This is a genomic window from Sphingopyxis sp. JAI108 (assembly GCF_013410105.1).
Classification (GTDB): domain Bacteria; phylum Pseudomonadota; class Alphaproteobacteria; order Sphingomonadales; family Sphingomonadaceae; genus Sphingopyxis; species Sphingopyxis chilensis.
Genome location: NZ_JACCCJ010000002.1, coordinates 777,155 through 789,603 on the forward strand (window position 1 = coordinate 777,155; position 12,449 = coordinate 789,603).

The 12,449-nt window shown below is 66.4% G+C and carries 14 protein-coding genes and 1 tRNA gene; 10 read left to right on the plus strand and 5 right to left on the minus strand.

The annotated features are described in order from the left end of the window. The first annotated feature begins 118 nt into the window (after nt 1-118). From HDC29_RS14700 to HDC29_RS14715, 4 genes are all read left to right on the plus strand, one after another. Entirely contained in the window at nt 119-1,933 is a 1,815-nt protein-coding gene (locus HDC29_RS14700; protein ID WP_179498808.1) for a hypothetical protein, read from the plus strand. Further along, complete coding sequence (locus HDC29_RS14705; RefSeq protein ID WP_179498817.1) at nt 1,926-2,837, plus strand: tyrosine recombinase; 912 nt, start codon at nt 1,926-1,928, stop codon at nt 2,835-2,837. The genes HDC29_RS14700 and HDC29_RS14705 overlap by 8 nt, the downstream gene beginning before the upstream one ends. 9 nt (nt 2,838-2,846) lie before the next feature. Then, complete coding sequence (locus HDC29_RS14710) at nt 2,847-3,794, plus strand: acetyl-CoA carboxylase carboxyltransferase subunit alpha (RefSeq protein WP_179498819.1); 948 nt, start codon at nt 2,847-2,849, stop codon at nt 3,792-3,794. 136 nt (nt 3,795-3,930) lie between these two features. Further along, nucleotides 3,931-5,430, plus strand: coding sequence for a M48 family metalloprotease (locus tag HDC29_RS14715; RefSeq protein ID WP_179498821.1), 1,500 nt, complete (start codon nt 3,931-3,933; stop codon nt 5,428-5,430). An 87-nt stretch (nt 5,431-5,517) separates the two neighbouring features. Here the strand turns inward: HDC29_RS14715 and HDC29_RS14720 are convergent, their stop codons facing one another. Both HDC29_RS14720 and HDC29_RS14725 read right to left on the minus strand, forming a co-directional pair. Further along, nucleotides 5,518-5,679 carry a Flp family type IVb pilin gene (locus HDC29_RS14720; protein WP_037554190.1) on the minus strand — a complete coding sequence of 54 codons (162 nt, stop codon included), beginning with the start codon at nt 5,677-5,679 and terminating at the stop codon, nt 5,518-5,520. 142 nt (nt 5,680-5,821) lie between these two features. Then, nucleotides 5,822-5,992, minus strand: coding sequence for a Flp family type IVb pilin (locus HDC29_RS14725; RefSeq protein ID WP_179498823.1), 171 nt, complete (start codon nt 5,990-5,992; stop codon nt 5,822-5,824). A 65-nt stretch (nt 5,993-6,057) separates the two neighbouring features. On the opposite strand from HDC29_RS14725, the gene HDC29_RS14730 reads away from it, so the two are divergent. Then, nucleotides 6,058-6,486 (plus strand): (deoxy)nucleoside triphosphate pyrophosphohydrolase, encoded by a 429-nt coding sequence (locus HDC29_RS14730; RefSeq protein WP_179498825.1) that lies wholly within the window; start codon nt 6,058-6,060, stop codon nt 6,484-6,486. Here HDC29_RS14730 and HDC29_RS14735 read toward each other — a convergent pair. Next, nucleotides 6,483-7,274 (minus strand): methyltransferase domain-containing protein, encoded by a 792-nt coding sequence (locus HDC29_RS14735; RefSeq protein WP_257018288.1) that lies wholly within the window; start codon nt 7,272-7,274, stop codon nt 6,483-6,485. The genes HDC29_RS14730 and HDC29_RS14735 overlap by 4 nt on opposite strands. Nucleotides 7,275-7,325: 51 nt before the next feature. Here HDC29_RS14735 and HDC29_RS14740 point away from each other — a divergent pair, with 51 nt between their 5' ends. From HDC29_RS14740 to HDC29_RS14755, 4 genes are all read left to right on the plus strand, one after another. Further along, a complete protein-coding gene (locus HDC29_RS14740) occupies nt 7,326-8,237 on the plus strand; it encodes a ComF family protein (RefSeq protein WP_257018289.1) in 912 nt (303 codons plus the stop codon). Nucleotides 8,238-8,241: 4 nt separating this feature from the next. Then, nucleotides 8,242-8,502 (plus strand): glutaredoxin 3, encoded by a 261-nt coding sequence (grxC, locus tag HDC29_RS14745; RefSeq protein WP_037554187.1) that lies wholly within the window; start codon nt 8,242-8,244, stop codon nt 8,500-8,502. 3 nt (nt 8,503-8,505) lie between these two features. After that, nucleotides 8,506-8,967, plus strand: a complete 462-nt coding sequence (locus HDC29_RS14750) for a DUF1178 family protein (protein WP_179498830.1) — start codon at nt 8,506-8,508, stop codon at nt 8,965-8,967. A gap of 49 nt (nt 8,968-9,016) precedes the next feature. Further along, nucleotides 9,017-9,093: transfer RNA gene (locus tag HDC29_RS14755), tRNA-Arg, on the plus strand. Between the two features lie 327 nt (nt 9,094-9,420). Here the strand turns inward: HDC29_RS14755 and HDC29_RS14760 are convergent. Next, nucleotides 9,421-9,852: a very short patch repair endonuclease gene (locus tag HDC29_RS14760; RefSeq protein ID WP_179498832.1), complete on the minus strand. Its 432-nt coding sequence runs from the start codon at nt 9,850-9,852 to the stop codon at nt 9,421-9,423. Between the two features lie 152 nt (nt 9,853-10,004). Between HDC29_RS14760 and HDC29_RS14765 the strand changes: the two genes are divergently transcribed. Then, entirely contained in the window at nt 10,005-10,901 is an 897-nt protein-coding gene (locus tag HDC29_RS14765; protein ID WP_218844549.1) for a hypothetical protein, read from the plus strand. A gap of 3 nt (nt 10,902-10,904) precedes the next feature. Here the strand turns inward: HDC29_RS14765 and HDC29_RS14770 are convergent, their stop codons facing one another. Beyond that, complete coding sequence (locus tag HDC29_RS14770; protein ID WP_179498834.1) at nt 10,905-12,062, minus strand: DNA (cytosine-5-)-methyltransferase; 1,158 nt, start codon at nt 12,060-12,062, stop codon at nt 10,905-10,907. Nucleotides 12,063-12,449 lie beyond the last annotated feature (387 nt).

Genomic DNA, 12,449 nt, shown 5'->3' on the forward strand with positions numbered 1-12,449 from the left:
CATTGGATATTGCACGCCGGGGCCGGATCGGGAAAAGGCCGCGTTGCGGCGTCATCGCCGATCGGCCCGGAATGATTGAGGTGAATGTGACCGACAAGTTTGCCGAAGGCGCGACGCGATGAAGAAGAAGGCGCTGTCGCTGACGCTGGGCCTGTCGGCCACCGCGCTCGCGGCCATATTGGTGCTGCCCGTGATCGCGCAGGAATCGCTGCTGCCCGAAGGGTTCGGCAACCCCGCCGACACGCCCACCCCGAAATCGTCGCCGACGCCGTCCCCGTCGCCCACAGCGACGCCCGCGCCCGGTTCGGCGCCGGCCAACGGTGTTGCGCCGCCAACCGTTGCCCCGACGCTCGATAGCGCCACCATCGGCGCAGCGGACGAAGAGGGCGAGCAAGCGGAAGAGGTCGAATCGGGCGGGCTGAAATATGACCTGCCGCCGGGAGCGCGCCGCCTGCTCACGCGCATCGGGCCGCTCACGCCGGAAACCGGGGGGCTCGCCCCCGACGCCTTCGGCATTCGCGGCCAATATGCCGCGGCGATCATGCGCAAGACGAACGGCCAGTTCGCGTCGCGCTGGGGCCAGATTTTGCTCCGCCGCGCGCTCGCGTCCGCGATCGACACGCCGGATACCATCAACGGCGCCGACCTGGCGGCCGAGCGCGCGTCGCTGCTGCTGCGCATGGGCGAATCGATCACCGCACGCCGGATCGTCCAGTCGGTCGACTATGACCGTGCGAGCCCTCGCCTCGTCGCCGCGGCGCAGCAGGTCTATCTCGCCAACGCCGATCCGGCGGGGATGTGCCCCTATGTGCCCGCAGGGCTTGCGCATGGCGACGAGCAGGCGTGGCGCCTTGCGTCGGCGATCTGCTCGGGCCTGTCGGGTGAGGCCGGGCCGGCGGGCTGGGCGATCAGCCGCGTGCGGTCGAGCGGCAGGATCTCGAACTTCGACATATTGCTCGCCGAACGCGTGCTCGGTGCGACCGGCGCCGGACGACGTTCGACGACGATCGAATGGGACAATATCGACCGGATGACGAGCTGGCGTTTCGGCATGTCGACCGCGACCGCGATCGAGGTTCCCGAAGCGCTGCGGACGTCGGCGCCCTATTATATGAAGGGCTGGACGGTGCTCGCGCCGATGACCGACATGCCGGACCGTATCGCCGCGGCGCCCGAAGCTGCGGCGCGCGGCGTGCTGTCGAGCGACGCCTATGTGTCGCTGCTGAGCGCGGCGGCCAGCGAGGAAGAGCCCGCCGAAGCGCTCGCGGCGCAGACCGACCAGCTTCGCGGAGCCTTTCGCCTCCCGACCGGCGCCGAGCGTTATGCGGCGATGGAGCAGCTTTGGGGCGCGGGCGGCAATACGGCACAAGGCTATGCCGCGATGGTCGCGACCGCGCGCGCGGCGGCCGCCCTTTCGCCCGGCACCGATACCGGCGGCGATCCGTGGCGGCTTTTGGGATCGATGCTCGCGGGCGGCTATGACGCGAATGCGCTTGCCTGGGTTCCGGCCGTATCGGTCGGCAGCCGGGCGTGGGGCGTGCTCGCGGTCGGATCGCCGCGCGCGCTTACCGGCATGAGCGCGAGCGCGGTCGAGGGATTTTCGGACGATGACGACAGCGCGAACACGCTGCGCTCGAAATTCCTGCTCGCGGGGCTTGCCGGTCTCGGGCGGCTCGATGCGAATGCCGCAGCGTCGGCGGCGGGCGATCTGGATGTCGATCTGGGCAAGCAGACGCGCTGGTCGCGGGCGATCATGACGGCGGCCGAGCGGCGCGAACCGGGCATGGTGGCGCTGCTCGCGGCCGCGGGAATGCAGGGCGAATGGTCGAAAGTGCCGCCTTATCATCTCTATTATATCGTCCGCGCCCTTCGTGAAGTCGGCCTGTCGTCGGAAGCGCGGATGATCGCCGCCGAAGCGCTGGTGCGTGTCTGACGGCGCTCTCATCGAGCGCTTTCTCGAAATGATGGCGGCCGAGCGTGGGGCCGCGCGCAACACGCTTGCCGCCTATCGCCGCGACCTCGAACAGGCGGCGGAGTGGGTCAAAGGTCCGCTCGGCGACGCCGATGCGCCGGCTTTGCGCAAATTGATGGCCGATTATCAATCGCTTGCGGCGAGCAGCGCGGCGCGCAAATTGTCGGCGTTAAGGCAGTTCTTCGCGTTCCTGCTCGACGAGGGCGAGCGGGCGGACAATCCGGCCCTCGACATCGCGCGCCCTGCGACGCGCCGGCCGCTGCCGCGGATCCTGACGCATTCGGACGTCGAACGATTGTTCGAACAGGCGGGTGAGGAAGCCGGGGGCGAAGCGCCGCCTGCCAACGCCGTGCGAATGCTGCTGCTGCTCGAATTGCTTTATGGTTCGGGCCTGCGTGCGAGCGAACTCGTGTCGCTGCCGCGCCGCGCCGTTGCCGGCGAGCGCGAATATCTGATCGTCCGCGGCAAGGGCGACAAGGAGCGGCTGGTGCCCCTGTCCGAGCGCGCGCGCGAGGCATTCGATCGCTGGCTGCCCTTGCTGACCGACGGATCACCCTGGCTCTTTCCGTCGGGCAAGGCGCATGTCTCGCGCGTGCGGCTGTTCCAGATGCTGCGCGAACTGGCGGCGCGCGCCGGGATCGACCCGGCGGCGATCAGTCCGCATGTGCTGCGTCACGCCTTTGCGACGCATCTGCTCGAGGGCGGTGCCGATCTGCGCGCGCTGCAATTGATGCTCGGCCACGCCGATATCGCGACGACCGAAATTTACACGCATGTCGATAGCCGCCGCCTGGTCGAACTGGTCAACAAACGGCATCCGCTTGCCCGCATGGATGGCGTTGACCTTGCGGAGCCTTCGTCCTAGCGACTCCGCATGACAGCCTTTCTGGACTTCGAAAAACAGGTCGCCGCGCTCGATCGGCAGATTGCCGAACTGCGCGAAATGGGTGACGATCCGTCGCTCAACATCGACAATGATATCGCGCGGCTGGAGGACAAGTCCTCCAAACTGTTGCGCGAACTCTATGCCAAGCTGACGCCGTGGCAAAAGACGCAGGTCGCGCGCCACCCCGACCGCCCGCACTTCAAACACTATGTCGCGGGTCTGTTCGACGACTGGATGCCGCTTGCGGGCGACCGCAATTTCGGCGACGATCAGGCGATCCTCGGGGGTCTCGCGCGCTTCCGCGGGCGCCGGGTGATGGTGATCGGACATGAAAAGGGCGACGATATCCCGTCGCGCATGAAACATAATTTCGGCATGGCGAAGCCCGAGGGCTATCGCAAGGCGATCCGCCTGATGCAGCTCGCCGACCGCTTCGGACTGCCGGTGGTGACGCTCGTCGACACGTCGGGCGCCTTTCCCGGTATTCAGGCGGAGGAGCGCGGACAGGCCGAAGCGATCGCCCGGTCGACCGAGCAATGCCTCGCGCTGGGCGTGCCGATGGTCGCGGCGGTCGTCGGCGAAGGCGGATCGGGCGGCGCCATCGCGCTGGCCGCGGCGAACCGCGTGCTGATGTTCGAACATGCCGTCTATTCGGTGATCTCGCCCGAAGGCTGCGCCTCGATCCTGTGGCGCACGTCGGACAAGGCGGCGGACGCCGCCGCAGCGATGAAGATGTCGGCGCAGGACCTGCTCGGCCTGAAGGTCATCGACCGGATCGTTCCCGAACCCGTCGGCGGCGCGCACCGTGCGCCCGAAGTCGCGATCGCGTCGCTGGGCGATGCGATCGAACAGGAACTGGGGGCGCTGGCGGGACTGCCGCGCGACACGCTGCTGGCCGCGCGCGAGGAAAAATTCCTCGCCATGGCGCGCGCTTAGCGGGGTCTTCGCCGGAACCCGATCGCGGGTCGTGGCGTTCCATTTTCGGAAATAGACGAGCCGCGGACGATGGCGCGGCTTGCCTTGCCGCGTGGCGGAGATATCGCTCGGCAAGACACAAACGGGAGGCATTTCGATGAGCTGGAAGACGGGAAGGACACTGGCGGCAGCACTCGTGATGGGCGGGGTCGCGCTGACCGGCGCGGCCGATGCGCAGCTGAGGGCGATCCAGACGCAGACCAACATCTCGCCCGCCGAGCGCAAGCAGGGCGACGAGGCGCATCCGCAATTGCTCCAGGAATTCGGCGGCGCATACAGTGGGCCGCAGGCCGCCTATGTGAACCGCGTCGGACAAAATATTGCGGTGCAATCGGGCCTGTCGCGGTCGCCCAGCGACTTCACGGTCACGCTGCTCAATTCGCCGGTAAACAACGCCTTCGCGATCCCCGGCGGCTATATCTATGTCACCCGCCAGTTGATGGCGCTGATGAACGACGAAGCCGAGCTTGCGGGCGTGCTCGGGCACGAGGTCGGGCATGTCGCGGCGCAGCACAGCAAGAAACGCCAGTCGGCGGCGACCCGCAATACCATCCTCGGCGTGCTCGGCGCGGTACTCGGCGGTGCGATCGGCGACAATGGCGGCCTGCTCGGCGGGCTGGGCGGACTGCTCCAGAATAACGCGATGAAGGTCGCGCAGCTCGCGACGCTCGGCTTTTCGCGCAGCCAGGAATTGCAGGCCGACCAACTGGGGGTCCAATATCTGCACAGCGCGGGATATGACCCGCTCGCGCTGTCGACGATGCTCGCGAGCCTTGCGAACCAGACGAACCTCGACGCGCGCCTGTCGGGCGGCGATGCGCGCTCGCTCCCCGAATGGGCGAGCACCCACCCCGACCCGGCCTCGCGCGTCCGCAACGCACAGACGTTGGCGAGCCGCGTCGGCGGCCGTGGCGGCAATCGCAACGCTGACGCATTTCTCGCGTCGGTTGATGGCGTCCTCTATGGCGACGATCCGGCACAGGGCGTCGTCGAGGGCCGCGATTTCCTGCATCCCGACCTCCGGCTGCGTTTCACGGTGCCGAACGGTTACGGGATGCAGAATGGCACCGACGCGGTGTCGATCAGCGGCAACGGCGGGCAGGCGCAATTTTCGACCGGGCCGTATAATGGCGACATGAACGCCTATATTGCTGCGGGTTTCCGCGCGGTTGCGGGCGATACATCAGTCAGCCCGGGCACGATCCAGCGGACGACCGTGAACGGCATTCCGGCCTCCTGGTCGACGGCGCGTGTCAACAGCCAGTCGGGGCAGGTCGACGTCACCGTCTTCGCCTATGAATTTTCGCGGAGCAGTGCGTTCCACTTCGTCACACTGACGCAGGCGGGCCGCGGCAGCGTGTTCAATTCGATGTTCACGAGCGTGCGGCGGCTGAGCACGGCCGAAGCGGCAGCGATCCGGCCACGGCGCGTCGATGTCGTCACTGTCGGACGCGGCGACACCGTCGCCAGCCTCTCCCGGCGGATGGCGTTCAGCAAATACCAGGCCGAACGCTTTCAGGTGCTCAATCGTCTGACCGCCTCGAGCCGGCTGACCCCGGGACAGAAGGTCAAGATCGTGGTCTACGCGAACCGGTAACGCCGGTCGCGTACGAAAAAGGGCGGTGGGATGACCCACCGCCCTTTCCGATTTCGTCGCGCGCTGAAAGCCCGCGAACCAACGCGATTAGTCGAGGTTCGACGCAACCGAGTTGAAGGTGTTGCTGACGCTGTTGCCGACGAGGCCCATGGCCGAGATGCCGGCGACGGCGATGAGGGCCGCGATCAGGCCATATTCGATGGCGGTGGCGGCTTTGGTGTCGCGGACGAACTTCTTGATGAACTTCATGACTGGTCTCCTGATTTCACTTACCCTGTTGACGGTCTGGTCTGGGTCAACATCTGCGGTTTAGGGCGAATAGGTTTTGAAAATCTTAATGGCATCTGGCGAAAGGCGCGGAATATCGGCCCGAAACGACACAGTAGCGGGGCTACATGTTCGTGTCGGCGGCCGTCGAAACCTTGCCCCACATATTGCCGGTAGAATTGGCGACATTGCTGACCGCAACGACAGCCGCCAGAAAGATAAGGGCCAGGATCAGCCCATATTCGACGGCTGTGGCGGCCCTGGTCGACCGCATCAGCCTGTAAAAGTTTCGCATTGTTCCACCCCTGACTGAAATATAGTTCCCGAGGGGTCCAACATTCGCACAGGAAGGTTAACAATTTGTCGGCGCTTACTCCCGGAAAACCGCCAAAAACATCGCTGGTCGTCGTCGCCGCGGCGCTGATCGACCGCGACGGGCGGCTGCTCGTCCAGCAGCGCCCCGAAGGTCTGGCGATGGCGGGCCTGTGGGAATTTCCGGGCGGCAAGCTCGAGCCCGGCGAGACGCCCGAGCAGGCATTGATCCGCGAACTGGCCGAGGAGCTCGCGATCGATGTCGATCATGCCTGCCTTGCCCCAGCCTGCTTCGCGAGCGACATGCTGGGCGACAGGCATCTGCTGCTGCTACTTTACGTTTGCCGAAAATGGCGCGGAACACCGGTCGCGCAGCACGCGAGCGCGCTCCGCTGGGTGCGCCCGGTCGAACTGCACGGGCTCGCCATGCCGCCCGCCGACAAGCCGCTGATCGGCTTGCTCGAGGCGCTGATCTAGTCCTTCGGCTTCAGCGCGTCGGCGAGCGAGGCGGTGCCGCTGCCGCGCCGCGCCGGCTGCGGCTGATCGGGATGCGGCGCCCAGCCGCTGAAATGGACGATCCGGAAGGTTTCGCCGATGCGGCCGTCGGGGTCGGCTTGCGCGGCGAATGCCGCGGCGATCCGCGCCGCCTCCTCGCGGGTCAGCGGGGGCGGTGCGGGGTCGAGGCGGCTCGACAGGCCGGTGGCGCGCAGGTCGCGCGCGAGCGCGAACCAGTCGCCATAGCGCACGGTCAGCGCCTCGACATCGACGACGGGAAGCGCGAAGCCGACGCGCTGGAGCAGATTGCCCATCGCGGCAAGGTCGATCTGTGGATGCAGCCGCGCGATCGATCGGACGCCTTCGGTCATCACCGCGCGGCGCAGTCGCGGCAAGCTGCCGTCGCCGACAAAGGCCCCCAGCAACAGCCCGTCGGGCGCGAGCAGCGCGCGGAGGCGCAAAAGTGCGCCCGGCACGTCGTTGACGCTGTCGAGGCCGCCCGGCCAGAGGATCAGATCGAAGCTGCCGAAGGGCAGGTCGACCGCGTCGGCCTCGACCGCGATCGCCGCGGTCCGGCCCGCGAGCCGCGGAGCCGCCTCGATGATCGTGAGATCGGTGCCGGTGGCGCGGAGATAGTCGATCAGCGCAGCATCGTGCGCGCCGACGAGCAGGGTCCGCGGGAATTCGCGCGTCACCATCGTCAGGCGGTCGAGCAATGTTTCGGCGATGATCGGCGCGAGGAAATTGGCCGCCCCAGGCAGGCGGGCCATACGGTCGCGCTGGGCGCGGTGGCGGGAGGGCGAAAAAAGCGGGCGGGGGGATTGCGACATGCGCCGCTTGTGCCGCCGCCGGCGATGCTTCACAACCCGTTGATGGCAAGGGCGACGGGGGATGCCGGAAAAAGCGACGCGCCGGTCGGGGCATGGCTTCGCGGCTTGCGCGCCGCGACGCGCGCGATCGTCGATTATGCGCTGCCGCCGCGTTGCCCGGGGTGCGGCGTCATCGTCGGTGACGACCGCCAATTCTGCATTTCCTGCTGGTCGTCGCTCGACTTCCTGGACGGGCCGGGATGCGCGCATTGTTCGACCCCGCTGCCCACCGCGGCGCCCGGCGAAGCGTTGGCGTGCGGGGCGTGCCTTGCCGAACCGCCGCCGTTCGAGGGCGCGCCGGCGGCGCTCGCTTATGGTCCGGTCGCCCGCACGGTAGCGCTGCGGCTCAAATATGGGCGGCGGACGGGGCATGCGCGGTTGATGGCACGATTGATGGCGCGCCGGCTCGTCGCGCTGGGCGATTTGGATGCGATCCTGCTCGTCCCGGTGCCTTTGCACCGCTGGCGGCTGTGGTCGCGCGGATTCAACCAGGCCGCGCTGCTTGCCGACGAACTTGAGCGGCTGACGGGCGCGCCGCGCGATCATCATATGCTCCTGCGCGTCAAATCGACCGCATCGCTGCGCGGCAAGGGGCGCAAGGAGCGCGAACGCGTCGTCGCGGGCGCCTTTGCGCTGGCGCCCGACGCAAAGGCGCGCGCGAAGGGAAGGCATCTCGTGCTGGTCGATGACGTTCATGCGAGCGGGGCGACGCTACGCGCTGCGGCGCGGGCCTTGCGGCGGAGCGGCGCGGTGCGGGTGTCGGCGCTGACGTGGGCGCGTGTCGTTCCCGACGCGGCCGGGGGCAACAAATTTGACTTTGCCTCGTTGGATTCCGATATGCAGAGCGAAAGGATGACAGGATAGCCGCATGGCCCAGATCGAAGTTTATACGAAGGCCTTCTGCCCCTATTGCACGCGCGCAAAGATGCTGCTGGGCGGCAAGGGTGCCGATTTCCGGGAAATCGACGTGACGATGGACCGCGCCGGGTTCGAGGCGATGGTCGAACGCGCGAACGGTCGCCGCACGGTGCCGCAGGTCTTCATCGACGGAAAGCATGTCGGCGGCAGCGACGACCTCGCCGCGCTCGATGCGAAGGGCGAACTCGACGCGCTGATCGGCGCCGCCTGACGCGTGATCGTGTTCGATCTTTGCTGTGCCGCCGGCGACCACCGGTTCGAGGCCTGGTTCGCGAGCAGCGACAGCTTTGCCGATCAGCAGGCGCGCGGGCTCATCGCCTGTCCGGTCTGTGGTGATAGCGCGGTGAAGAAGGCGGTGATGGCGCCGCGGGTGGGCGCGAAGTCCAATCAGGCGCTGGTCACGCCCGTTCCGGCGACGACCGAACCCGAATCCGGGCCCGACCTGGTGCGCAAGCTGCTGGCCGACATCGCGGCGAAACAGGCGCAAATGCTGCCGCAATCGCGCTGGGTCGGCCGCGATTTTGCCAACGCCGCGCGTGCGATGCACGAAGGGCGCGCGGCCGGGGATCTGATCCACGGCCAGGCCTCGCCCGACGAAGCGCAGGCGCTGCGCGACGACGGGATCGCCGCGATGCCCTTGCTTGTGCCGGTCGTGCCGCCCGAGGCGGCCAATTGACCCAAGCCGATTGACGCTCCGCGCGCTCCGCCGCTACACGAGCGGCGGCGCACCCGTAGCTCAGCAGGATAGAGCATCAGATTCCTAATCTGGGGGCCGTGGGTTCGAATCCCGCCGGGTGCACCATTTTTTCAACAACTTAGACCGATTTGGCCACAAGATTTCTATAACTGAAAATCCGCGGATTTGCGCATTCCAAAGCACTCTTGGCTCTCGAGAGTTTTTGGCGGGGTCGGCGTAGGCTGCTCACAACAGCAACCGCATAGCAATCACAAATCTGCGGCGGCAACGTTCCTGCGTCGGCTTCGCGCCCCATCCAAGTCATAGGCGCCTACGATATAACTGCCCGAAAGCTGCCGGTTGCTGCATGCGTATCCGTGCGGAGTTGGAGGAGATAGCGATCCCTCGCCGCCGATCGTATTGCCCCGCATATCGATCGCTCGGGCGGACCGTCTAACGCTCGGAGAGGGCTCGCGTCAGCCGAGCCCGAAGCGCCTGCTCGTTGCGGGTCTCGCACTCCCACACGATCTCCGCTCGCCATCCATCGCGCGCGAGGGCGACTTGGTTGTGACGATCACGCGCGACATTGGCCTCGAACTTGTCCTGCCAGAAGGCCGTGCGCGTCTTCGGCGTCGTCGTTCGCGCGCAGCCCAGGTGCCGGTGCCAGAAGCAGCCGTGCACGAAGATTAGCATGCGGTAGCGGGGGAGGACGATGTCGGGGCTGCCGGGGAGGTCGCGCCGATGCAGCCGAAAGCGATAACCCATTGCGTGGACAATGCTGCGCACTATCCGCTCAGGCTTGGTGTTCTTGCCGCGCACGCGACCCATGAGCCGTGAGCGCGCCGGGTCAAGGGAGGCGTCCGGCGGTTTTTCGATGGTCGTCATGGCTTTCATCGTGGGAGGGAACGCACGAACCGTGCCTCGGTGCCATTGGCGACCCTTCGCTCGCTGCCCACGCGGAGGGTCCGAAATGCATGCAACGTCGGGCTCGTCGGGGCGGCCAAGAAGGCGAAATCTCTTGACGCTGGCCGTGCGGAATGGTTCGCAAGCTGTCGCCCATGGGGGGCGACAGGGAATCGACGGCAAGCCGAATGCACGGTCCGCACATCCTCGCGCGTTCGCTGTCGCACTCGACGGTGACCGACAAGCATGGCAATCGCTGGCAGTATCACTCGCGCAGCGATCATCATTCGAAGGTCGCGTGCTGGGGCGTCGTGTTCGACCTCTTACGCGCAACGCCGCTCCTTCGGCGTCACATCGAGGACGGCACCGTCTTCTTCGGCATCAATCACGAGATGCGAGACTTCGTCCACGACCGGAAGAAGAACCTGGATCTCGTTCTGTGCACCAGGGACGGCTCTCCCGGGAGCCGAACCCTCGCCGATTTCGCCGACGATTGGGAGCTCGACCTTTCTCCTGCGGAGCGCCGCCTGCTCGCGGAACTGCCGGCCTTGCGTGAGGCGCCCGTCGGATCCGTCCTTCTCGCGCTTGAGGCCAAGGCGTGCATGACCGCTCACCAGCGAGCGCTGCCGCGTCTCTACGACGAGCTCAACTCATCCCAGCGCACGATCCACGGAGCGAGCGAGTCGGCGATCGCGGTCGGGTTCACGATGGTCAACATGGCAACCGACTATCTCAGTCCGGACCTCAACAAGAAGAACCGCGCGACCGATCCGGACTGGAGCCGCCACAACCAGCCGCGTGATGCTGAGCTCGCTATCGCAAAGATTCGGCAACTTCCGCGTCGCTCCCGGGTCGAGGACGATGGTTATGACGCGCTCTCGATCACGCTTGTGGATTTCGTGAACGACGGCCGCCCCGTGGTGCTCCACGAAGCGGCGCCGGCGCCGCCGCCCGGCGACATCCACGCCTATGCCTCGATGATCGCGCGCGTGTCGGGCCTCTACGGAACCCGCTTCAAGGACATCGGATGACGGTCATTCGGCGGCGACCGCGAAGTCCGCCACCCCTTCCATCCGTCCAAGGTGCGCCCGCAGCCGGTCCTGGAACCCGTCGGCGAAGCGCAAGCTAGCGCGTTCGGTGCGCGAGAGAAAGCCGCGGGTCGCCCGTGCCGAGAGCGGCTTCCCGGCGTGATGCAGAAAACCCGCAAGGGAGGAGCGGTGTTCCCAGACTGGGTAGCCGTTGATCGCAACTTCGAGGCGCCGATCGCCGTCGAACCGCGCGGCCTTCGGCCACCGGCCCGAAGCGGGAAGCGCCCGGTCGCGCGAGACATCGTGATCGCCAGGATGCGCAAGTCTCCCACCGAGCCAGCGGGCGACGGGAACCGAAACCGCATTGCCGACGAGCGACCAGCGCAGTGACGGGCGTCCTACCGCCTCTGCGGGCTTCGTCCAGTCGGCATCGAAGCCCTGCAATCTCTCGGCATCGCGGATATCGGGCGTGACGACGTCGCCGCACGGGAGCAGGATGGCAGGAGGCGAGGCGATCCCTACCGTCGAACCATTCTTGAGCGTGGGGATCGCGTCGACCGCCCAACCGAGACCCCGAAGTCCTTCGGTCCAGTAGAAGCCGTGAGCGCGTTCCGAAAGATCCGTCTTGGGGAGAACCGGTTCGACCTCGTCGGCGAACAGAACGCCCGCAGGATCGATGTCGGTCGTCGTCGCGACGAATAGCACGCGCTCGCGCCGTTGGGGCAGAAAGGAGAGGCTGTTCACGACGCGGTACGCCCAGCGATACCCGCGCGCTTCGAATTGCTCAATCAATGTCCGCATCGCGCGGCCCTTCTCGAGCTGCAGCATGAAGGACACGTTCTCCAGCACGACCCACGGCACACGCTGGGCGTCGAGCAGCCGGAACACTTCCCAGACGAGGCCAGACTGTTTGCCGCCGATGCCGGCAGTCATACCTGCCTGACTCAGATCCTGGCATGGGAACCCCCCGACGAGAAGCTCGACTTCTCCGGGCAGCGAGCCGAGATCGCGGACGTCGCGTTCGCACGGAACGTCAGGCATGGATGCTGCGAGAACGGCGCGCGCAGGCTCCCAGATCTCGCAGAGCAGGCTCGTTTCGTGACCCGAAGCGGCAAGCCCCCGCTCAAGGCCGCCGATCCCGGCGAACAATCCTGCAACCTTCACGCGGACCTCCGAATGCACTGTCGAACCTGACCTTAGAGCCAAAACCGAGGCAGGGAAAGTTCCGATTATGTTCCCGATTCGTCGAGCCTGACCGCGAGGAATGTGCCTTCCGGATCATTGGCGATACCTATGGCTCCGGGTCCGCGCCCGGAGCCATGTTTGGGATTGGGAGGTTCGCATGAGCAATGCCGTCGCTGTCGTGCATGTTCATTCAAAGGGACGGCAGCGTTAAAATGAGCCGCGCCAACGTCGGCTATCTTGGATTTCCCCTTAAAAGCTGCCCGTCTGCAATCGTTGAGAGTTTCGGACGCCGATAGGCGTCGGAAAGTCTTCGATGCCCGAACCGCGGGGGTCATAGGCTGAGAGCTATGGGGAAAGCGGTTTTGA

Coding starts and splice junctions, on each gene's coding strand:
- HDC29_RS14715 (WP_179498821.1), top strand. CDS start 3,931: ATGAGCTGGAAGACGGGAAGGACACTGGCGGCAGCACTCGTGATGGGC.
- HDC29_RS14725 (WP_179498823.1), bottom strand. CDS start 5,992: ATGCGAAACTTTTACAGGCTGATGCGGTCGACCAGGGCCGCCACAGCC.
- HDC29_RS14735 (WP_257018288.1), bottom strand. CDS start 7,274: ATGGCCCGCCTGCCTGGGGCGGCCAATTTCCTCGCGCCGATCATCGCC.
- HDC29_RS14720 (WP_037554190.1), bottom strand. CDS start 5,679: ATGAAGTTCATCAAGAAGTTCGTCCGCGACACCAAAGCCGCCACCGCC.
- HDC29_RS14700 (WP_179498808.1), top strand. CDS start 119: ATGAAGAAGAAGGCGCTGTCGCTGACGCTGGGCCTGTCGGCCACCGCG.
- HDC29_RS14710 (WP_179498819.1), top strand. CDS start 2,847: ATGACAGCCTTTCTGGACTTCGAAAAACAGGTCGCCGCGCTCGATCGG.
- HDC29_RS14765 (WP_218844549.1), top strand. CDS start 10,005: ATGGTTCGCAAGCTGTCGCCCATGGGGGGCGACAGGGAATCGACGGCA.
- grxC (WP_037554187.1), top strand. CDS start 8,242: ATGGCCCAGATCGAAGTTTATACGAAGGCCTTCTGCCCCTATTGCACG.
- HDC29_RS14760 (WP_179498832.1), bottom strand. CDS start 9,852: ATGACGACCATCGAAAAACCGCCGGACGCCTCCCTTGACCCGGCGCGC.